The organism is Desulfuromonas sp. KJ2020 (genome assembly GCF_024197615.1).
Taxonomy (GTDB): domain Bacteria; phylum Desulfobacterota; class Desulfuromonadia; order Desulfuromonadales; family SZUA-540; genus SZUA-540.
Genome location: NZ_JAKUKE010000001.1, coordinates 1,094,393 through 1,115,327, shown reverse-complemented (window position 1 = coordinate 1,115,327; position 20,935 = coordinate 1,094,393). Strand labels below are relative to the sequence as shown.

The 20,935-nt window shown below is 61.0% G+C and carries 16 protein-coding genes; 5 read left to right on the top strand and 11 right to left on the bottom strand.

What is annotated here, in order from left to right; translation table 11 throughout:
- Positions 1-14: 14 nt before the first annotated feature.
- Together MJO47_RS05095 and fusA are read left to right on the top strand one after the other, a co-directional pair.
- Complete coding sequence (locus tag MJO47_RS05095; RefSeq protein ID WP_253960034.1) at positions 15-1,841, top strand: TIGR04442 family protein; 1,827 nt, start codon at positions 15-17, stop codon at positions 1,839-1,841.
- Between the two features lie 30 nt (positions 1,842-1,871).
- The gene (gene fusA, locus MJO47_RS05090; RefSeq protein WP_253960033.1) at positions 1,872-3,947 is read left to right on the top strand and encodes an elongation factor G; all 2,076 of its coding nucleotides are present in this window, start codon (positions 1,872-1,874) and stop codon (positions 3,945-3,947) included.
- Positions 3,948-3,951: 4 nt separating this feature from the next.
- On the opposite strand, the gene MJO47_RS05085 is transcribed toward fusA, so the two are convergent.
- Both MJO47_RS05085 and rdgC read right to left on the bottom strand, forming a co-directional pair.
- Positions 3,952-4,323, bottom strand: a complete 372-nt coding sequence (locus tag MJO47_RS05085) for a hypothetical protein (protein ID WP_253960032.1) — start codon at positions 4,321-4,323, stop codon at positions 3,952-3,954.
- Positions 4,324-4,364: 41 nt separating this feature from the next.
- Positions 4,365-5,528: a recombination-associated protein RdgC gene (rdgC, locus tag MJO47_RS05080; RefSeq protein WP_253960031.1), complete on the bottom strand. Its 1,164-nt coding sequence runs from the start codon at positions 5,526-5,528 to the stop codon at positions 4,365-4,367.
- Between the two features lie 209 nt (positions 5,529-5,737).
- Between rdgC and MJO47_RS05075 the strand changes: the two genes are divergently transcribed.
- Entirely contained in the window at positions 5,738-5,959 is a 222-nt protein-coding gene (locus MJO47_RS05075) for a hypothetical protein (RefSeq protein WP_253960030.1), read from the top strand.
- Between the two features lie 141 nt (positions 5,960-6,100).
- Entirely contained in the window at positions 6,101-7,339 is a 1,239-nt protein-coding gene (locus MJO47_RS05070; protein ID WP_253960029.1) for an OprO/OprP family phosphate-selective porin, read from the top strand.
- A 678-nt stretch (positions 7,340-8,017) separates the two neighbouring features.
- Here MJO47_RS05070 and MJO47_RS05065 read toward each other — a convergent pair.
- The 6 genes from MJO47_RS05065 to MJO47_RS05040 all read right to left on the bottom strand — a co-directional run bounded on the left by MJO47_RS05065 (position 8,018) and on the right by MJO47_RS05040 (position 13,855).
- Positions 8,018-8,590, bottom strand: coding sequence for a phosphatase PAP2 family protein (locus MJO47_RS05065; protein ID WP_253960028.1), 573 nt, complete (start codon positions 8,588-8,590; stop codon positions 8,018-8,020).
- The gene (locus MJO47_RS05060) at positions 8,569-9,786 is read right to left on the bottom strand and encodes a glycosyltransferase family 1 protein (RefSeq protein ID WP_253960027.1); all 1,218 of its coding nucleotides are present in this window, start codon (positions 9,784-9,786) and stop codon (positions 8,569-8,571) included. Before MJO47_RS05060 ends, MJO47_RS05065 begins: the two co-directional genes overlap by 22 nt.
- On the bottom strand, positions 9,783-10,961 hold the full coding sequence (locus MJO47_RS05055) for a hybrid sensor histidine kinase/response regulator (protein WP_253960026.1): 1,179 nt from the start codon (positions 10,959-10,961) through the stop codon (positions 9,783-9,785). Before MJO47_RS05055 ends, MJO47_RS05060 begins: the two co-directional genes overlap by 4 nt.
- Before the next feature lie 6 nt (positions 10,962-10,967).
- Positions 10,968-11,105, bottom strand: coding sequence for a hypothetical protein (locus tag MJO47_RS05050; protein ID WP_253960025.1), 138 nt, complete (start codon positions 11,103-11,105; stop codon positions 10,968-10,970).
- Between the two features lie 102 nt (positions 11,106-11,207).
- Complete coding sequence (locus MJO47_RS05045) at positions 11,208-12,365, bottom strand: cation:proton antiporter (RefSeq protein WP_253960024.1); 1,158 nt, start codon at positions 12,363-12,365, stop codon at positions 11,208-11,210.
- An 8-nt stretch (positions 12,366-12,373) separates the two neighbouring features.
- Positions 12,374-13,855, bottom strand: coding sequence for an NAD-binding protein (locus MJO47_RS05040; RefSeq protein ID WP_253960023.1), 1,482 nt, complete (start codon positions 13,853-13,855; stop codon positions 12,374-12,376).
- Positions 13,856-14,068: 213 nt separating this feature from the next.
- On the opposite strand from MJO47_RS05040, the gene MJO47_RS05035 reads away from it, so the two are divergent.
- Complete coding sequence (locus MJO47_RS05035) at positions 14,069-16,897, top strand: GPMC system transcriptional regulator (RefSeq protein WP_253960022.1); 2,829 nt, start codon at positions 14,069-14,071, stop codon at positions 16,895-16,897.
- 7 nt (positions 16,898-16,904) lie between these two features.
- Here MJO47_RS05035 and MJO47_RS05030 read toward each other — a convergent pair whose 3' ends face one another.
- From MJO47_RS05030 to cobA, 3 genes are all read right to left on the bottom strand, one after another.
- Complete coding sequence (locus MJO47_RS05030) at positions 16,905-18,224, bottom strand: pitrilysin family protein (protein WP_253960021.1); 1,320 nt, start codon at positions 18,222-18,224, stop codon at positions 16,905-16,907.
- Positions 18,225-18,350: 126 nt separating this feature from the next.
- Positions 18,351-19,319 carry a porphobilinogen synthase gene (gene hemB / locus MJO47_RS05025; RefSeq protein WP_253960020.1) on the bottom strand — a complete coding sequence of 323 codons (969 nt, stop codon included), beginning with the start codon at positions 19,317-19,319 and terminating at the stop codon, positions 18,351-18,353.
- A gap of 60 nt (positions 19,320-19,379) precedes the next feature.
- On the bottom strand, positions 19,380-20,900 hold the full coding sequence (gene cobA / locus MJO47_RS05020; protein WP_253960019.1) for a uroporphyrinogen-III C-methyltransferase: 1,521 nt from the start codon (positions 20,898-20,900) through the stop codon (positions 19,380-19,382).
- Positions 20,901-20,935 lie beyond the last annotated feature (35 nt).

Below are 20,935 nucleotides of genomic sequence, written 5' to 3'. Positions count from 1 at the left end.
GGATCGGGGCAGGTATGCATCAGGAAATCCGGCTGCACGGGCACATCAACGACAGCATCGAATATTTTGCCACGGTCGCCTCCCGGCAGGCCTATCGCTCCTATTTCTTTGAGAACACCTCGGATGCTCTACGCATTTTCTCGCCGGGGAACGAGATTGTACTGGATGACACCCGCATCACCCATCGGGGCAACGGCGGTTCTTTCTGCGAATACATGTTCGGCGTCGACCAGCCCATGGCCGACCTGGTCAAAGGCGACATCCGCAACCGTCTGGTCCTTTACGGCGCCACCAACGAAGCGAATGGTTTGCTCCAGTTCACCAGCCACACCGAAGGCAGTCAGAGCTACGAACGCGTCTTTTTTGAAGGCAATGCCGTTCTCAATTATTTCTTTTTTCTCAGCGGCTCTGTTTCCGGTTCTCTGCGCGAGCAACAGGAAGGCATCGTGCGCCTGCTCGGCAAGCTGCTCAAACGCAGCGACCATGTCGGCACCGGGGATGACGCCTTTCTCGTCGACGAAATTTTCGGCCTGCTCGGCCATCGCAGCACCCTCTACCTCCTCAAACTGATTCACAAGAAACACCGCATCTACCATGACGCCTTCCGGGCGCTCTATGAGCGCTATCGTGCCATCCCCGATGCCGAATTCAACCGTCTGCAAGCGATGGCAGCCGAACTGGGCATCGACCGCTACCAGCAGGAGCGCATCCGCATCGACGTCATGTACAAGAGCCCCGGCAACCGGCGCATTGTCGACGAATACCGCAACATCCTCATCGACTGCAATCGCAAGGGGACCATCAGCACCCTGGAGAATGCCCGTCTGACCCGGCTGAAAACCCTGTCGGTCCGCAACAAGATCCCCGAGGCCCTTTTCTACACCCTCGACGGCATGCTCAAGCACGACAAGCTGGTTGATCTCAACGAACAGGACTACATCTCCGCCACCCGCCAGATTCTCGAGGGCATCTTTTTCCAGGAACAGCAGATCGACGCCAGTATCGACACCCTGGACATGATCAACCTGCTGCACGCCAAAAGAAAGGCCAGCGAAAACCGCGACCACACTTTCGAGCAGATTCTGCTGGAAACGGGCAAGACCTGCGACGAAAAGACCCGCGACGGGGCGGACACCTCATTGCTCGAAAGCTTTTCCTATATCGTCACCTACTTCGACCGCTACGACAACGCTTCGGCGAACATCAACGAACTCTCCTTCATGGAGAACGTCACCCTGTCTGAAGCGGCCATCCGCAGCCTGCTGGGGGACAAAAAGGCCTTCGCCGAGTTGGACTCGACTCTGTTCGCCGAGCTTTTCTTCAAGGGCATTCTGGAGAACAAATATCTCGGGCAGTTCGGGCGCAAAAAGATTCTCTGCCTGCAGGAAGGGCTGGCGTCCATCGAGGAAGGGCGCCTGACGGTGAAAGCCCTGCAGCAACGCCTGACCGACATCGCCGACCAGGAGCGGCTTTACGGCATCCTGCTGGCGCATGTCAAGGAGCGCATCCGCAACTTCTACTCGCGCTACAACACCCGGGCCGAGCAGGAAACGCTGCGCGGCGAGATCGCCGAAGATCTGCAGGCCAAGGGACTGATCACGGACGATATCCCGGGGGATCTTTTTCAGGACGTCGTGGTCAACATCAAGAAAGAAGCTATCTACCTGCACAACCTGCTGCCAGGCATCATCTCTACCCGGGATGCGGCCCTGCGGGAGGATTTTCTCGACAACAGCGGCTTGGACCGCTTCTATGTGGAAGAATTGGAGCGGGAATACTTCGACCTGAACAATCTGGACATGGAGGACCTCTATCAGATCCGCAAGGGCCTGAACGGCTGATCGAGGTGAGCCTGCCGACGGGAGGGGATCATGAACACACCGAAATTATCCTCAATACGCAACCTCGGCATCATCTCCCATATCGACGCCGGCAAGACCACGGTGTCGGAACGCATTCTCTTCTACACCGGTGAAATCCACAAGATGGGCGAAGTCCATGAGGGCGCCGCCAGCATGGACTGGATGGATCAGGAGCAGGAGCGCGGCATCACCATCACCGCCACCAGCACCACCTGCCACTGGAAAGACCTCTGGATCAACCTCATCGACACGCCCGGCCATATCGACTTCACCATCGAAGTCGAGCGTTCCCTGCGGGCGCTGGATGGCGCCCTGACCATTTTCAGCGCCGTCGAGGGGGTGCAGCCCCAAAGTGAATCGGTGTGGCGACAGGCCAACCGCTATAACGTCCCTCGTATCTGTCTTATCAACAAGATGGACCGCATCGGCGCCGACTACCGGCAGGTGCTGGCGCAGATGGAGAAACAGCTGGCCGCCAGGACCGTGCTGATGCAACTCCCCCTTGGTTTTGAAACGAAATTTCACGGGGTCATCGATATTCTGAGCGACCGGCTTTTGACCTTCCCGGAGGAGGATCAGGGGCGCACCGTCGAGGAGGCGCCCGTCCCCGCCGAGCTGACCACCGAGGTGGCGGCGGCGCGGGAAAAGATCGTCGAGGCTGCCGCCGATTTCGACGATGCCATCCTGGCCGATTTTCTCGATGGTCAGCCCATCACGGCCGAGCGCCTCACGAGCGCCCTGCGCCAGGGCACCCTGAGCGGCCGCCTTTTTCCGGTCTTTCTCGGCAGCGCCCTGCGCAACAAAGGCATCCAGCCGCTGCTCGACGCCGTGGGGCAGTTCCTCCCCTCCCCCCTCGAAGCCCCTCCGGCATTGGCGCATCATCCTGAAAACCCCGAGGATTCCAGCATGGTCGCCTGCGATCCCCAGGCCCCACTCTGCGCGCTGGCTTTCAAGGTTCTCGCCGATGAAGGACGCAAACTCACCTATCTGCGACTCTACGCCGGCACGCTGAAACCGGGCGACACCCTGTTCAACAGCAGTCGTCACAGCACCGAGAAGATCGCCCGCCTCTTTCGTATGCACGCCCACAAACGCGAACGCCTGGACATCGCCCAGGCCGGAGATATCGTCGCGGCCACCGGTCTGAAGGACGCCCTCACCGGCGACACCCTGTGCGACCCGGCCCATCCCCTGTTGCTGGCCGGCCTGACCATCCCCGAACCGGTCGTCTCCCTGGCGGTGGAACCCCATGGGCTGGAGGACCGGGAGAAGCTCTTCCCCAGCCTGGCCAAACTGCAATGGGAAGACCCCACCTTCCGTGTGCGCGAGGACGCCGAAACCGGGCAAACCATCCTCACCGGCATGGGGGAACTCCACCTGGAGGTGCTGACGGAACGGCTCAAGCGCGATTTCGGGGTACAGGTCAAGACCGGACGCCCCCAGGTGGTCTACCGGGAGACGCTGAAGAAAGGCATAGAACGGCGGGAAATCTTCGAACGGGAAGTGGACGGCAAGCTGCAACGGGGGGAGATTCACCTGCGGCTACAGCCGCTGGAACGCGGCGCCGGGCTGCGCTTTACGCTGCCGGCGGAGGAAAGCTGGCCTCTACCGGGGGAACTGCGCCACCTGCTACAGGACAGCCTGAAACAGAGCTGTGCCGCCGGTCTCCGTACGGGCTATCCCCTCACCGACCTGGAAATTGTCGTCGTGGAAACCCCCTACATCCCTAACCTGACCACGCCGCTGGGTCTGCAGGCCGCCGCCCAGAAAGGGCTGGCGCTGGCCGGTCGCGAGGCGGGCGTCATGCTACTGGAACCCCTTATGGGCCTGGAACTGACCGTCCCTTCCGAATATGCGGGCAAGGTTTTCGGTACCCTGCAGCAGAAGCGGGGCCGCATCGAAGGCATGAGCTCCCGCGGCGACGTCGAAGTGGTGGACGCCCAGGTACCCCTGGCCGAGATGTTCGGCTACATGACGGAACTGCGCAGCGCCACCAAAGGCCGGGGCACCTTCACCATGGAGTTCTCCCGCTTCGAGGAGGCCCCCCCCGAGGTTCAGCAGCGCTTCGGGCTCGGCGGACAGTAAGTGCTTAAAAATAACGCAGATAGAGAATAAGTCCCAGCACCGAAAAACCGGCCAGCAGGACCAGTGACACCAGGAATTCGTCATCCCGACGGCGGCTGCGCAGGAAATTGAAAAGCAGTCCGGCCAGGCTGACCGCCAGACCAAGAATCATGAAGTACAAAATATAGGGGGTCAACGAGGTATCCCACCAGGAACGCAGGGGAACCCCGAAGTAACGGTCGAAAAAAGTCTCGGTCGGCGGCTTGGCCTGCGCCAGCAACAGCACCGCCGCCACCATGGCAGCCCACCCCGCCACGGCCAGCCAACGGGCCGCTCGCCAGACAAAGTCTCGTTTGCGGCGCCTTTCCAGCTTCCCTCCCGGTTCGTACTCTCCCATAGCTCCCCCTTCGACCAGCAACTCACCTCAGTTCAGCCCTTCTAGGCTTGCTCCAGCCACTCGCTGATATCTTTTTCAATTACGGCCCAATCCCCCAGCCGCCGTTCCAGAAAGGTGGCCAGCAGGCTGTCGAAGAGTTGCAGGCCCTCTTCCAACACAAACATGCGCTCATAGAAAAGCGCCTCTTTTTCGCTGTCGGCATTGGTAATGGCATCTTTTTCCAGCTTGACCGCCGGCGCCTTGTAACCGGCAAAGTGAAAGAGCCCAGCCTTGAAGGTCATCTTCCAGGCGTGTTCCTGTTTCTCCATGGTGAGGTTGGCTTCGATGATCTGCTTGTCATGCTGCAGGGCGGCACGCACTTCGCCGAAATGATCCTGGGGTCCGGCCACGGTAATCTTCTGCAGACCGCCTTCCGCACCGCCGAGAAGCACCAGGCGGTCGTTGAGGGTGGCGACGAAGGGTTCACCCCCGGCGGCCGGCCCGGGCTGATTGACCTGATAGGTTGAAGGGCTTTCCAGGGTCTGATAGAGCAGCCAGCGCAGAAAGTCGCTCCCCAGCCAGGCGTTCTGCTGGATCTGCTCCAGCACGGCCTCGGTGGTGGCCCGATTGGCCTGCTGCAGGGCGGGCCGCAAAGCTTCGGGGATAACCTGGGCCGCCCGCGCCATGGGATGCAGGGCAACCAGGCGCAGACCCTTGAAGGTCTGCTTGAACAAACCTTCAAAAAGCTCCGTCACCTTGGGACTGAGACTGGTGAAGGTGAGCAGGTTGCTGCGGGTATCCCAGACGGCATCGTAGACTGCGGGGATGGGCAGGGTGCGGGCCAGGAGCGCTCCACGCACCGCTTCACGCAGCTCTTCCTTCTTCTGTTTGCCCACCCGCTGCAGGCCAGGATGGGCCGCGAGAAAATCGTTCTGGGCCTGCTCCAGGTGAGCCCGCATGAGCGCGGCAGGCACCCGACGCTGATCGCGGCGCAAACTGAAGATCAGATAATGGTCGCGACGAAAGACCTGGTCAGAGGAGAAATCCTGCTCCTTGGGGTCAGCAAGATGCACCCAGCCGACGGAGAGCTCTTCGCTCGTCTGTTCGATGGGATGAAAGGCATTGGCGGCCAGACATTCGCCGGACCAGGCAAAAAAATTATCCGCCGGCACCTCGCCAAGAACCTGATATTGGCAGACGCTGACGGTATTGGACAAAATTCCCATGGGGTCTCCTTGATGTTTAGGTCTTCCTGTTGACGTTCAGGACCCTAGGGGTACACTTTTTAACCGCGAGCGGCAAGGAAAAATCTCGGAGCCAATCCTTCCGTTCACAACTGGCGGTCTCACAGAATTCTAATCGATTGCCAACGAAACGCCAACATCCTCCCTTTAAGGTTCCCTCACATCGTTCAACGACACAGGAGCCTGTCACAATGCCAAACAAAACCCAGCCCTTTTTTGAATCCACCTGCCCGCACCTCGGCACGGCACCTGCCCGCTGCCTGGCTGCCTTTAACGGCTTGCCCATCAATGGCGATCGCCGCCGTCTCTGTGAAACCGAGGACTACGATCTCTGCGGCATCTTTTTGGCCCGGATGCTGCGACAGAGCCGCGCTCTCTGCTATACGCCTGCTGTCGACGTCAGTTCACGCTGATATCTGGCGGCAAAGCAACTTCGACACACTATTTGTCATGAAGAAAGGAGGGGAACTTCTCAACGTTTTTCCATGTCTATTTGTCATGCCCCGCCGGGGCGACGATCATCATCTCTATGAAACAGCATCAGGAGGAAAAAAATGAAGCGCTTTCTGACCACCGCCCTTATGGCTACGGCCATGTTCGGCCTTTGCAGTAACGTCCAGGCCAAAACCCTTGAAGAGATCCTCAAGGACAAAGGTGTCATCACCGAGGAAGATTACAAAGAGGCGACCAAACACAGCGACCTGACCACCTACCAACCCGGCAAGGGTATCACGGTGCAGACCGAGGACGGCCGCTACAAAGCCCAGGTTGGGGGACGTCTGCAGGCCCGCTACGAGAACCTGGACGACGACGGCGCCGAGGACACCGAGAGCAACTTCCGCATCCGCCGTATGAAGTTCTGGCTGCAGGGCAACGTCTTTACCAAAAACCTCACCTACAAGTGGCAGCAGAATTTCGGCGGTGGCGACTCCGTTCTCGAAGACGCTTACTTCACCTACAAGGTCGCCGATCCCTTCAGCCTCACCGTCGGCCAGTTCAAGCCGGCCCAGGGCCGTCAGGAGCTGACCTCTTCCGGCAGCCAGCTCTTCGTCGACCGCTCTCTGGCCAACGAAACCTTCAACCTCGGCTATGACCTCGGGCTGCAGGCTTCCGGCCAGTTCATGGACAAACGCCTTGAGTACCGCCTCGGCGTCTTCAACGGCAACGGCCCCAATCAGAGCAACCCCGACGACAATCATATGCTGGTCGGCCGCCTCGACATCAACCCCTTCGGCGCCTTCAAGATGGACGAGCCCTCCTTTAACGAGAAGAAGCTGCTCGTCAACCTCGGCGCCTCTTTCGCCACCGAAACCATGAGCGGCAACGACATGGGCGAGATCGACGGCAGCAACGACACTCTCGACAAGGCCCTGAACATCGACAGCATTGACGACACCGCCTTCACCACCGCCTTCGGCGAGGAACTCGACTGGACCCTCTACACCCTGAACCTCCACGCCAAGTACAGCGGCCTGACCTTCGGCAGCGAGTACTTTACCCTCAACGCCGATCCCAAGGTCGGGGCGGATTGGGATGCGGATGGCTACTACATTCAAGCCGGCTACCAGATTTTGCCCAAACAGCTTGAGGTGGCCGCCCGCTACTCGGCCATCGAGTCGACCGATTCGGCGGCTTACACCACGTTCGACAAGAACGAAACCACCCTGGGAGTCAACTACTACTTCGACAAGCACAACCTCAAGGTACAGGCTGATTACAGCCTGATCGAAGATGACCGCAGTGCGAACAGCGATGAGAATCTGTTTCGTCTGCAGGCCCAGGTGATTTTCTAATCCATTCTGCTCTTTCGATCTTTCGAGGGGATTGGGCCGGACTCTGTAAAGGGTTCGGCTTTTTTTGTTGTTGGGTTAAGACCGCCGGGACTCGCCCCGGCAGGCGACCTCCTTTATGTTTGCCGACAAAAAGGAGGCAAAAAGCGGCTTTTTTATTGCTTTTGCCGAGGGCAGGCGCTCTTTTTAAGCGCTTTACCAACCAAACCGTACTCAACTCCGTTTCGATGAAGAGCGAAAGGCCCCGGCTCACTGCGTTCACACGGGTTAAATTGTTCCGGTCCTGCGATGACGGCTCTGAGCGTCCAATCACATCCGGTTTTAAAAAGCCTGATCCCCGCAATGTCCTGCCTATAACAAACCGCGCCTCCAAGTTAACCCATTTGAGAAACTAGTTTCTCAATGGGGCCTTTCGCTTTCAGGTGCCACGGAGTACCCAACGTGTCAAATGAGCCGCCGCCTCCACGCAGCACCGCCACCAGGCACAAGAAATAAAAGCGTTTCTTTTGGTTCCTTTTCTTTGCGCCCAAAGAAAAGGAACCCGGCTGTCGGGCCGGAACCCGACGGTTTAAGGTTTAAAAGGTTTTCACCCTCAGCCGCCTTTTGCCAAAAAAAGAACAAAAAAATACCCCACCTCATTCCAGGCAGGGCCAACAAGCGGATCTCGTTTGAAAAACAATACTAAAGCAGCGCCAGTACAGTCGCCAACCGCACCAGGCCGACAGCAATTCCGCTACCCACCAGCGCACCGACCAGGACATCCGTGGGATAATGCAGCCCCAGAAAGACCCGGGAAAACCCGATGAGACCCGCCAGCGGGTAAAAAAACAGCCCGCTGCCGGGGATAAGCAGGGCAAAAACAGTACTGGCGGCAAAGGCGGTCATCGTGTGACCAGAAGGGAAGGAAAACTTGTCTGGCGCCGCCAACAGACAGGAGAGCTGCGGCCAACTCTCGAAGGGACGGGGACGCTGCAGGCTGTGCTTGACCAGAGTAAAAATCAGGATGGACAGACTGATGGCCAGGGCGGCGATAGCCACCGCCAGACGGCTCTGCTGATCGCCGCCGACCAGAAATATTGCTCCTGCCACCCCCCACAGCGGGCCATCACCCAAGCGGGTCGCCGCAATGGAAAGCCAGGTTAGCAGAGGCTGCCGGCGCAGGATGAAGAGGCGCTGCATGAGCGCCACCTCCCTGGCGGTAATCTGGGTGGCACAGAAAGCAGAGACACCGCTTAAAGCAACGGGTCGATCCATAACTTCTCCTTTCGGGCCCGACGGCCCTCGTTCAGGTGACATGGGGATGGCCGCTGGCTGGCCTGTTGCAGGATATCTCCGTAAATCCGGCGGACCCCGGCATTGATCTGCCGCCAGTCCTGCTGGCAGGCATAGTCTCTGGCCTCGCGTCCGAGGCGGCGGAGATTTTCTTTCTGATGCAACAGGTCGCTCAGGGCGGTACCAAAGGCGGCCGGGCTAACTTCATCGACCAGAATTCCCGTGCGGCCATGCTCCACCACATCCTGGGGGCCGGGGACGCGAAAACCCAGGGTCGGCACACCGCTGGCCATGGCTTCAAGCATTACATTACCGAAGGTCTCGCTCAGAGAGGGAAAGACGAACAGATCGGCCAGAGCATACAGGCGAGCCAGCTCCTCTCCCTGCCGGTAACCGGAAAAAATGACACGGTCATCACTCTGCCGCTGCAGACTCTCCCGCAAGGGGCCATCGCCCACCAGGACCAGGCGGGCGTCATGCCCTGACGGCAGGTGGCGCCAGGCGCTCATCAGGGTCTCCAGATTTTTTTCTGGCGCCAGGCGCCCAACATAGAGCAAAACCCTCTCGGCTTCGCCCAGGCCTAACTGCCGGCGCAGGTCGCCGTCACGCAGCCCGGGATGAAAGCGGTGGGCATCGACCCCCCGGCTCCAGATGTGCACCGAGCGAAAACCTCGTTCCTGCAGGATGTGGCCGATGGAGGGGGTGGGGCAGAAGGTGGCGGCGCTGGCGTTGTGAAACCACCGGAGATAACGCCAGCACAGGGGGCCAAGCAAAGAAAGATGATACTTGCCCAGGTAGAAGGAAAAGTTTGTGTGATAGGAACTGACCACCGGAATCCCCAGTCGCCGAGCCGCCCGCAGGGCCGCCAGCCCGAGGGGACCTTCGGTGGCGATATGGACCAGATCGGGCCGGAAGTCGCGCCATTTTTGCTCGACGGTGGCGGTGCGGGTGAAGGGCAGGAGGATCTCCGGGTACAGGGGAAAACGCCGACCGACAAAGGTTTCCACCGCCACGCCCGGCGGTACCTCGCTCGCCTCATCATAGGCGGGTGTCAGCAGCTGCACCTGGTCGCCGACCTCATGGAGATAACGCACCAGACGGTCAAGCGTACGTGAGACCCCGTTGATCTGGGGAACGTAGGTCTCGGTGACGAGGGAGAGGCGCAAGGCTTGGCTCATGGCCTGTCTCCAACGGGGGCCAGCAGTTGGATTTCCATGCAGGTTCCGCCGCTTTTTCCTCGCCGGGCCCGGATTGATCCCCCCATGGCCTCCACCAGCACCCGGGCCATGTAAAGGCCAAGGCCGCTGCCCGGGACCTTATCGGCGGTTCCGTCTCCACGGAAGAACCGGTCGAAGATCCGCTCCATCTCCTCGTCGGCAATACCCCGTCCCTGATCGTCTATTTCGATATAGACCGCATCGTCGCTCTCCCGCAAATTCAAGGTCACGACGGTATCGGGATCACTGTACTTGATGGCGTTGTCCAGCAGACTCGACAGCACCACCCGCAAGGCCGGCGCATGGGCCAGGCAGAGAGCCTCGGCCTGTGGCCAGTTGCCGCTGAAGGTGATCCCCCTGGCCTGGGCCGATTCGGCAAAGAGGATCACCATTTCGGCAAACAGTTCTTCCAGACGGCAGATCTCCTGGGGAAGCTGAAGTCCCTGATCCTCTACCTGGCGCATAAACAGAAAGTCGTTGGACAGGTCACGCAGATAACGGGCACTGCGATCGATGGTACGCGCATAACGCCCCAGAGATTCCCCTTCCGCCCTTTGCTCCAGAATCTGGGAAAATCCACCGATAATCACCAACTGATTGCGCATTTCGTGCAGGAGCAGGTACTGGATGTCGGCCTGGAGAAGCTCGCGACGACGGGCTTTCTGCAGCTCTTCACTGACCTGCAGATGCCGCCGGCGGCGAGCGATCATGCTTTCGGCCTTGGCGCAGATCTCTCGGACGCTGTATGGTTTGGCCACATAGTCATCAGCTCCGAGCTGAAGTCCCTTGAGTTTGTCATTTTGCGTGCCGAGCGCCGTCATCATCAGAATCGGGGTCTGGGCGACGAAAGCGTTCTGGTGGCCGCGAATGAGCCGACAGATCTCCCAGCCGTCGAGGTCGGGCAACAGGATATCGAGCAGAACCAGGTCGGGCTGGTGACTGCCCACCAGCCTACAGGCGCTGAGCCCGTCGTAGGCGGTGACAATATCAAAACCCCGCCGGTCCAGATTGTATTCGAGAATTTCGGCCAGCTCCCGCTCATCCTCGACCACCAGAATACGGCCTTTCGATGGCCTCGTCTCCTCGGAAACAGCGGCCGTTCTTACTCCCGTACTCTCAGCAAGCATCGTCGTCATTTCTCTTCACCTTTCCTTTTTAGGCCCTGCCCCGGTCAGGATCTCCTTGACAAGGCGATCGGCGGCGAGACAGGTAAACCGTCCGTAAAGCCAGCCGTAAAAAGCCAGAATCGGCGCCAGCAGTAGAAAAGACCATCCGCACATAGTGCCCCCCCTGTAAGTTCTGCGTGTCACGAACACTACAGCGCCAGGAGGTTAGGTCGGTGTTAAGAATGTCCTAGATGTTTGTAAGGGAAGTTTTTTTGGTCAATCGGCTGAAGATTCCTGCCGCCGTGCCAGCAAGCGGAAAAGGGAAGGATAGACGACGCTGGCCAGCAGAGCCGTGAGGATAAGCGCCCCCTGTACTTTGGGGGAGACCAGGCCCATGCGCTCGCCCAGGGTGCCGGCGACGACGATCATGGAGAGGGGGGCCGAGAGGAGGATGCACATACTGAAAGCCTCGCGCAGACTGATCCGCAGCGGCCTGGCCAAGAGCAGGGGATAGAGGTTGCTGACCAGGACCATGAGGGTCAGCCCAAGGGCGATCCCCACGGTTTCCAGGGAGGCGAGATGAGAGAAAGACAGGCGGGAGCCGACGCCGATAAAGAAGAAGGGGATGAGAAAACCGAAGCCGAGGGCATTGATCTTTTCTTCAAAGCGCCCACGGCTCTTGAAGACATAGCTGAACACCACCCCGAGCAGGAAGGAGCCCAGGATCGGCTCGGCCCCCGCCGCCAAGGCCAGCAGGCCCCCGGCAAAAGCGAAGGTCACCAGCACCCGGATGCCCTCCTCGACGGGGTCTTCGCTCTCCATCACCTTTTCGACCCGGTCCGGATGCCACCAGGCCACCAGGTACAACCCTTTGAGGGCCAGTAGGGCGAGGGCGAAGAGAAGAGAGAGCTTGCCGATCTCCATGACCGCTCCCCAGGTGGCGCCGTGGTTGTGAAAAGCGTCGATAAGGGTCAGCACGAGGATGGAGAGCAGCTCTCCTGTCAGGGCGACGCCGATGATGTCCTGCCCCAGGGTGCTCTTGATAAGGCCGAGCTCCTTGAGCACGGGTATGGCGATGCCGGCGGAAATCATGGCGACGGCGACGCCGAGGAAAAAGGGCTGCCCCACACTCCAGAACAACAGGGGGGTAATGGTAAAAGAGAGAAAGGAAATGAGCAGATACCAGCCGGTCTTGCCGCTCTTGCGGATGCGGTGCAGATCGAGCTCCATGCCGGCGATGAACATGAGAAAAATAAAGCCCAGCTCCTCGAGCAGGGCGAACCACTCCGGCCGCCCGGCTAGCAGCAGGTTGAAGAGCAGGGCCCCGTAGACGATTTCCAGAGCCGCCGACGGCACGCGGAAACGCCGGGCCAGAAAGGGGATGATGGCGACACCGACCAATACCAGGAACATGGAGAAAAGGTGATCGTGCATCGTCTCTCCTAGGCCAGCGCCTCGACGGGGGGGATGAGCAGGACGCTCACCGGGGAGGTCAGCACGATCCGCCAGGGCACATCGGGACGGAAGAGTTCGCCCAGCAGAGTGTTTTCGCGCCAGCTGCCGATGCTGCTGACCATCAGGTTGTAGCGGCCAAGCGCCTCCTCGACGGAGCGGATGGGGTTGCCGTCAAGGATGACGTTCTTGATGCTCGCCTTGTACACCAGGCCCAGGTCGGCCACGGTCTTGGTCATTTCATCGAAAACGTCGGTCTCCTGCTCGGAGGAAATATAGGGCGAGAGGGTCACGAAGAGCGCGTTGATGCGGTAATCGATAGCCGAAGTCATCTCCAGGGTCGTCTCGAGAGCCGACTGCAGACCGCTGGGTTCGTAGCAGGGCACCGCCACATCGGCATAGGGAAAGCTGCCGCCGGCGATGAGCACGGGACAGCCGACCAGGGTGGAGAGCTCACGCAAAAACTGCTTGCGCCCGTGACTGAAGCGCCGGAAGAAGGAGCCAATCGCCGCCTGGTGCGACAGCACCACGATGCCGGCGCGCCGCCCGTGCTTCTGCAGAAGTTCCGTGACGGTCTTCTCCTGCACGGGGCCGGGCACCTCTTCAATGACCATCTCGGTCAGCCGGTGTTTTTCGGCAATGGTCCGCAGGCTCTGGTCCAGCTGTTCGCTGCGGTTGGAGCAGAGAAACAGGGCCCGTTCCAAAGGGTAGACGCTGGCGAGATAGGCGATTTCCTCCAGGTAGTCCGTCGAATCGCCGGGACCGATGTAGGCGACAAGGGTATCGCCGTATTCGAGGGGAAAGAGGGTGAAACGAAAGGTGAGCATGTCGGCCACGGTCTTGAGCACCTTGGGGTCGCCGAGCAGAATGATGCGGTCCTTGGGGCGCAAAATGGTCTCACCGCGGGGAATGACGATATTCCCCTCGCGATAGATAATGCCGATGCGCCAGCTTTTGGGATTGAGCGACGAGAGGGGCTTGTTGGCCAGACGGGAGTAGGGATGCACCTCGACTTCGAGGATCTCGTTCTTGCCAAGGCCGATGCCCGTCACCGTCTTGGTCTTGGCCTCGAGGCGATTGCGCAGACCGATGGCGCTGACGGCAAAGAGCCCTTCGACCTCCACGTCATAGGCTTCCAGCTGCTCGATCCCCTTCTGGGTGATGCCGATGGCCACCACCCGGGGAACGTCGAAGTGCTCGTAGAGAACACGGGCCACCTCAATATTGATCGTCTCCGAGGTGGTGGTGATCACCACCATATCCGCTTCGGCGGCGCCAGCGTCTTCAAGCACCAGGCGGCTGGTGGCGTCCCCAACCAAGGTGACCAGACTGTTGCCCTTAAGTTGCCGGGCCGCCTCCAGAATATCGGGGCGGGTATCAATGCAGGTCAGCTGAAAGTCCTTCGAAAGCAGACGCAGGAGCTGAAAGCCCACGCTGCCTAGACCGATGATGATGGTTTTGCCGGACGCCATATCGCCTATCCTCGTGGATGCCTGGAATCGTCATCCCCGTCGGGCCAGTGGCGCAGGGGGATTCGTGAAAAGGACTATCAGTCTAATGTCTATCAGCCGCCGGGGCAAGACTCATCTGCCGAAAACCCTGAGAAATCCACCTTTTGACAAAGACCCCGGCCAGCGCGTATAGTGCCTGAGTACATTACCTACATACGAAGGAACACGATACCCATGAATACGGCACCCAACCTCTCGCCGCAGGTCCGCGAGCTGACGGCCAAGATCGGCGGTTACGGCAAGGAAAACCTCGAAGACATCCTGCACGTCATGATGGAGGCCATTGGTCTCGTCGCGCCACACCATCGTTGCCGCATCTACCTGGAAGACCTGACCAGCGGCAGCCTCAAATGCGCCGCCGCCAACGGCATCCACGCCCGCAGCATCCGGCGGCAGGGCTTCCCCATCAACTCTGAGGAATTCCTGGTCAGCCGGGTCTACACCACCCAGGAAGCGGCCTGGGTCAGTGACGTGGCGACTCTGGATAACCCTTTCGCCCTCGAATTGGCGGAGCGTTTCGCCGTGCAGTCCTCCTACCACCTCCCCCTTGTCCACCAGGGACGGGCCGTGGGCGTCCTCTGCATCGACAGCAGCCGCAAGGGGCAGCTCCCCTCGGACGACCAGCAGGAGAGCCTGGCGACCTTTCTGCAGCAGGTCGTCCCCGGCATCGACCAGGCCCGCAAGTACCACCAGCAGATCGTGCTGGCCCGGCGGGTGGACGAGGCCAAAAAAAAGGAGGCAGCCTTCGCCATGGTGAAATCGGCGGTCGAGCTGCTCGATCGCCTCGCCCTCGCCTCGGTCCTCGTTCCTTCTCCCCTGGCTCCCGATGCCGGCGAAGAGGGCCTGCAGGTGCTGGCCACCTTCTCCAAGGAAAAGGACGTCAAGCGCATTTACGAGGATGACAAGCTCATCAGCCTGGCACCGGGCAAGTCGCTGCTCTCCCAGTATATCAACAGCGCCGGCATTATCATCGACGATACCCTGCTCAAGCCTCTCTTTCTGCCCAGCCTGCCCACCGAATCCCTGCAGAAGCGCTACCTCACCGAGGAACTGGGGCTGAAATCCCTTTACGTCGTCCCCCGCTACGACCCCTACACCCGCCGCGTCATCTGCCTGGTCAACTACTATACAAAGGAGGACTACCGTTTTTCCGAGTTCGAGACGGGCCTGCTCGAAGCCCACGCCGAGATGGCCGAGCGGGTCATCCAGGAGATCGGCGACGAGCACATGGAGGTCAAGGTCCTCTCGGAGATCAACGACCTGCTCAAGGAGAAGTTCGAGGGTCTGCAGCCCTTTCTCAACCGCATCCTGTCCATGGCGACGGAGCTCATCGGCGCCTCCACCGGCAGCATCGCCCTGGTGCGGGAGGAGAACGGCGAACGCTGGCTGGTAGTGGAAGAACCCGACGGCCGCCTCATCGGCGCCAAGAGCAAGGAGTGGCTCAAGAAGAACATTCCCCCCATTCGCGTCGGCAGCACCAATCTGCCGCCGGGGGAACGCAGCCTGACCGGCCATGTGGCCTACACGGGCCGCCCCTACCTGGTTTCGGACACGGCCGAGGAAAAACTGGCGGGCGGCTTCTACCGGGAGATCACCGAGGCCATCAAGAGCGAGCTGGCCGTCCCCGTCATCAGCGACGGCGAGGTCATCGCCGTCATCTGTCTCGACAGCCTGCGCCCCTACTACTTCACCGAGGAACACAAGCGCCTGCTGCTCATCATCGAGCGCATGATCAGTCGCTACCTGTCCGACCTGCAGCGCATCGAGAAGCTTACCACCGAGGTCAACCGCCTGCGCACGGACGTCGGCTACAAGGACCCCAAGATCTCTTCCTACAAGCTGGGGAACATCATCGGCAACTCGACCAAGGCCAACGAGGTGGTCGACTTCATCCAGCGCATCACCCCGCCCATCTTCAACCGCATCGCCTACTGGCACCAGCGCGACATCCAGGAGGCCACCCTGGGGCTCCCTTCCATCCTTATCACTGGATGCACCGGCAGCGGCAAGGAGTTCCTCTTTAACAACATCTTCTCCCGCCTCAACGAGATGTACCGGGAAAAGCTGGCGCCTCAGGGGGAGCTGCCGGTGAAGAAGACCAACATCGCCGCCTACAGCGGCGAGCTGACCTACTCGGAACTCTTCGGCCACAAACGCGGCGCCTTCACCGGCGCCCACGCCGACCGCAAGGGAATTCTGGAAGAGGCCCACGGCGGCGTGGTCTTTCTTGACGAAATCGGCGATGCCGACCCCAAGACCCAGGTGCAGCTGCTGCGCTTTCTCGACAACGGCGGTTTCGTCCGTCTGGGCGAGAACACCACCCGTTATGCCCGCGTGCTGCTCATCGCCGCCACCAACAAAAACCTGCGACAGCTCATCCGCGAAGGCCATTTCCGCGAGGATCTCTACCACCGCCTCTCCGAGCTGACCATCGAGGTGCCATCCCTCAACCAGCGCCACGAGGATATCCCCGACCTGGCCACCCACTTCCTCGGCAAGCTCTTTCGCGTCTACAAGAAACCCGAGGAGACGGAGGACGACGCCCCTACCCTGACCCGCAGCGCCCAGAACCTACTGGTGCAGCACCACTACACCGGCAACATCCGCGAGCTGCGCAGCATCCTGCTACGGGCTCTTTTCTTCCGCAAGGGCCATGTGATCAACGAGGAGGATATTCGCCGGGTGCTCAGCTCGATGGAGGCCCAGGAGAGGGAGGATGTCGCCGAAAAGCTGACGGAGCAGATGGCGCAGGAGATTCTGGAAGGGATCACCCGCGGGGAGCGGGATTTCTGGAGCGCGGTGCACACCCCCTTTTCGGAGAATCGCATTTCCCGGGATGTGGTGGCCGCAGTGGTCGACCTCGCCCGCGCCCAGGGCGGCACCACCATGCCGAAGCTGGCCGTCCTGCTCAAGGCCTGCGACGTCAAGAACGGCACGGACGAGGACCAGAAAGTTTTCTACAAATTCAAGAACTTCCTGTACAAAACCATTCGCATCGCCTGAGGCGGCTTCACCCCTGACGGTAGCGCTTGAGCATCTTCTCCACTTCCCGGCGGTCGCGGGCGCGAAAGGGGCCGACCACGGCCAGCTTGAGAGCGCCGGGAGTGAAGAAGGCGGCGGCCGTCTGCCTGAGCTCGCACGCCTCCACAGACTGCATCTCGCGGCGATCCTCCGCCAGGGTGCGTACACAGCCGACCAGCTCCCCCCAGCCGTAGCGCGTGGCCAGATCGTCCGTGTGGTCGCGGCTGAAATCGAGGGCGAAGAGATAGCTCTGCACCACGCGCCGCAACTCCTCTTCGCCCACCGGCACCTGACACAGCTCCTCGAAAATCAGTAAAAGCTCCGCCACGGCGGCCGTCAGGTTGTCGGGAGCTACGGCCAGGTCGACGGTCAGGCAGCCGCAATCGTCGAGCAGAGCCAGATTGGCCTCGACGTTGTAGGTTAGCCCCTTCATCTCCCGCAGGCGCAGCATCAGGCGGGAGGCGCCCCCCCAGGAGAGTACCGCCCGCAGTAGCCGCAGGGCCGCCACTTCACGGGCATGGCGGCCGGGCAGGCGAAAGGCCAGCTGCAGGTTGATCTGCGAGTCGGAATCCTTGATCCAGATCGACTCGGGCTGCGTCTCCCCGCCTCCTGCCGGGGCTGGCAGGCAGGCATGGAGGTCGGCGCTCGGCCAGGCGGCAAAGGCTTCCTCCACCGCCCTCAGCACCTCGCCGGGCCGCACCCGCCCGGCCACGGCGATAACCGTATTGGCGGGATGGTAATAGCGGCGATGGTAGGCGCGGAGATCTTCGGGGGTAATGGCGCTGATGGTCTCCCGGCAGCCGATGGTCGGACGGCTGAGGGGATGACCGGGCCAGAGCAGCTGCGCCGTCAGGTTGTCCGGAGCGATCATCTCCCCGCGCTCGTTGAGATCTTCCAGAGCCTCTTCCAGAATGATGCGCCGCTCTACCTCCACGTCGCTAAGGCTGGGCCGCAGCAGCATGGAGGCAAAGAGTCTGGCTCCTTCGGCAATACAATCGGGATGCAGTCGGGAATGGTAGCAGGTCCCCTCGGTGTCGGTGGAGGCATTGACGGCGCCGCCGATGGTCTCAAAGGCTTGCTCCAGCTGGAGGCTGGAAGGGTATTCCGCCGTCCCCCGGAAAATCATGTGCTCCAGAAAGTGGGAGATGCCCGCGAGCTGATCCTCTTCATTGCGACTACCGACACCGACGTAGCACATCATTTCGGCGCTGTGCAGATGGGGCATCTCCACCGTCACGACCCGCAGGCCATTGGCCAGGGTGCTGAGGTGATATTCGGCGCTGGCGGTCTGGTTCTTCACATTCACCATGAGTTACTCTGCAATCCTTCCGTTACGAAGCAAGTCTTTTTATCCTCCCGTGCCGATGAGCCAGGAAAAAAGGCAGCCCCGGGCGGGGCTGCCTGCTAACCGTTGGTCGCGTCCTCAGGCCACCCCCTACAGGAGACGGGCAGCCTCCTTGGCATGGTAGGTGATGATGAGATCGGCACCGGCCCGTTTCATGCCGAGCAGGGTTTCGAGAATGAGGCGCTCCTCGTCGACCCAGCCCATTTTGGCCGCAGCTTTGATCATGGAGTACTCTCCAGAAACGTTGTAGGCCACCAGAGGCAGATCGAAGCGTTCTTTGAGATCACGCAGGATGTCGAGATAGGCCAGCGCCGGCTTGACCATGAGAAAATCGGCGCATTCCTGGACATCGAGGGTCGCCTCACGGAAGGCCTCCAGTCGGTTGGCCGGATCCATCTGATAGCTGCGGCGATCGCCGAACTGGGGGGTCGATTCGGCTGCGTCGCGAAAGGGGCCGTAGTAGGCGCTGGCATACTTGACGGCGTAACTCATCACCGGGATGTGAGAGAAACCGTTGGCGTCGAGGATGGCGCGGATCGCGGCGATGCGACCGTCCATCATATCGGAAGGGGCGACGATGTCGGCGCCGGCGCGGGCATGGGAGAGGGCCTCGGCGGCGAGCAGCTCCAGGGTCTCGTCGTTGTCCACGTCGCCGTCCTTGATAACCCCGCAGTGGCCGTGGTCGGTGTATTCGCACAGGCACACGTCGGTGATGACGGTGAGTTCCGGAACGGCGCTCTTGATGGCGCGGATGGTCTCTTGAATGATGCCCTTCTCGGCATAGGCGTCCTGCCCCAGGGGATCCTTGTGTTCGGGGATGCCGAAGAGGATGACGGCCGGAATACCGAGCTCATGAACCTCCTTGGCCTCGGCAACGATGTGTTCGATGGACTGCTGATAGATGCCCGGCATGGAGGGGATCTCTTTTTTGATCCCTTTACCGAAAGCGCTGAACATGGGATAGATCAGGTCGTCGACGCGCAGATGCGTCTCCCGCACCATCCGGCGCAGGTTGGCGTTGCGGCGCAGGCGGCGGGCACGATATTCGGGAAAAAACATGAAAACCTCCCTTGCTGTGGTTCCGGTTAAATAGTGGATGCAAATCCCGCCCGGCGGGGTTCACGATGGGTGATAATAGGTAATCAGGGCCGCCACCATCCCCTCCAGGGTGTAATCCGGCGGCTCGACCTGTACGTTCAGTCCGTGGCGACGGGCGGTGGCCGAGGTCAGCGGGCCGATGGAGACGATGGTGACGTCCTGCAACAGTTCGACCGCGTCGGGTCCCAGCAGGGCCAGAAAGTTCTCCACCGTCGACGACGAGGTGAAGGTCACGGCATCGACCTCTTTCGCCTGCAGGAGGTGACGCACGGTCTCGCCGGCGCCAGCCGGCGCCAGGGTACGATAGGCCACGGGCGCCACCACCTCGGCACCCGCCGCGGCCAGCTCGCGGGGCAACACGTCCCGGGCCTTTTCGGCACGAGGGTAAAAGATACGCTTTCCCGCCACACCTTCCTGCTGCAGCAGTTCAACCACCGCTTCGGCCCGGTATTCGGCCGGCACCAGGTCGGGAAGAAGGCCAAAGACTTCCATGGCGGCTGCCGTCTTGGGCCCGACGGCAACGACTTTGACGCCGGCCAGGGCACGCAGGTCGAGCCCAAGCTGGCGCAGTCGACCGAAAAAAATGTCGACGCCGTTGGCCGAGGTCAGCACCAGATAGTCGGTGGACGAAAGACCGGCGATGGCGGCATCCACCTCCTGCCAGTTCTGCGGGGGAACGATCTCGATGACGGGGCAGCCGATGGGCAGGGCGCCCTGCTCTTCGAGCAGACGGTTGAAATCGCCGGCCTGCTCGGCCGTGCGGGTGACGACAATGCGCCGGCCGAAGAGGGGCCTGTTTTCAAACCACTGCAGTTCTTCGCGCAGGCGGATCACTTCGCCGACAATGATCACCGCCGGCGGCTTGAGTCCCGTCTCCCGCACCTGCACCACGATATCGGCCAGGGTGCCCGTAAGCGTCTGCTGGCGGGGAGTGGTGGCCCAGCGCACAACGGCGACGGGGGTCGAGGCGGGACGTCCATGGGCCATCAATTCCCGCACAATCAGGGGAAGGTTGGCCATCCCCATGTAAAAGACCAGGGTGCCGACCCCGGTGGCCAGTTTCGACCAGTCGAGGCTGGACATCTTCTTGTCCGGATCCTCATGACCGGTGACCAGGGCCAGGCTGGTGGTGAAATCCCGGTGGGTCAGGGGGATGCCGGCGTAGGCGGCGGCGGCAAAGCCGGCGGTCACGCCGGGGACAATCTCAAAGGGGATGCCACATCGGTGCAGGTGCAGCGCCTCTTCGCCACCGCGGCCGAACACATAAGGGTCCCCCCCCTTGAGCCGGGCCACCGTCTTGCCTTCGCGGGCCTTGGCCTCCAGCAGGGCGTTGATCTCTTCCTGCGGCGCCTGATGCCGGCCGCGGGTTTTGCCAACGTAATGGTGCTCTGCCGTGGCCGGCGCCTCGTCGAGAAAGGCGGGATTGGCCAGATAGTCGTAGACCACCACATCGGCCCGGCGCAGGCATTCGAGGCCGCGCACGGTAATCAGCCCGCGGTCGCCGGGCCCGGCCCCGATGAGGTAGACGATGCCCGGCTTCAACGGAACAGCCCTTCGCAAACAGGCAGGGGCGCAGC

Coding starts and splice junctions, on each gene's coding strand:
- MJO47_RS05095 (WP_253960034.1), top strand. CDS start 15: ATGCATCAGGAAATCCGGCTGCACGGGCACATCAACGACAGCATCGAA.
- fusA (WP_253960033.1), top strand. CDS start 1,872: ATGAACACACCGAAATTATCCTCAATACGCAACCTCGGCATCATCTCC.
- MJO47_RS05085 (WP_253960032.1), bottom strand. CDS start 4,323: ATGGGAGAGTACGAACCGGGAGGGAAGCTGGAAAGGCGCCGCAAACGA.
- rdgC (WP_253960031.1), bottom strand. CDS start 5,528: ATGGGAATTTTGTCCAATACCGTCAGCGTCTGCCAATATCAGGTTCTT.
- MJO47_RS05075 (WP_253960030.1), top strand. CDS start 5,738: ATGCCAAACAAAACCCAGCCCTTTTTTGAATCCACCTGCCCGCACCTC.
- MJO47_RS05070 (WP_253960029.1), top strand. CDS start 6,101: ATGAAGCGCTTTCTGACCACCGCCCTTATGGCTACGGCCATGTTCGGC.
- MJO47_RS05065 (WP_253960028.1), bottom strand. CDS start 8,590: ATGGATCGACCCGTTGCTTTAAGCGGTGTCTCTGCTTTCTGTGCCACC.
- MJO47_RS05060 (WP_253960027.1), bottom strand. CDS start 9,786: ATGAGCCAAGCCTTGCGCCTCTCCCTCGTCACCGAGACCTACGTTCCC.
- MJO47_RS05055 (WP_253960026.1), bottom strand. CDS start 10,961: ATGACGACGATGCTTGCTGAGAGTACGGGAGTAAGAACGGCCGCTGTT.
- MJO47_RS05050 (WP_253960025.1), bottom strand. CDS start 11,105: ATGTGCGGATGGTCTTTTCTACTGCTGGCGCCGATTCTGGCTTTTTAC.
- MJO47_RS05045 (WP_253960024.1), bottom strand. CDS start 12,365: ATGCACGATCACCTTTTCTCCATGTTCCTGGTATTGGTCGGTGTCGCC.
- MJO47_RS05040 (WP_253960023.1), bottom strand. CDS start 13,855: ATGGCGTCCGGCAAAACCATCATCATCGGTCTAGGCAGCGTGGGCTTT.
- MJO47_RS05035 (WP_253960022.1), top strand. CDS start 14,069: ATGAATACGGCACCCAACCTCTCGCCGCAGGTCCGCGAGCTGACGGCC.
- MJO47_RS05030 (WP_253960021.1), bottom strand. CDS start 18,224: ATGGTGAATGTGAAGAACCAGACCGCCAGCGCCGAATATCACCTCAGC.
- hemB (WP_253960020.1), bottom strand. CDS start 19,319: ATGTTTTTTCCCGAATATCGTGCCCGCCGCCTGCGCCGCAACGCCAAC.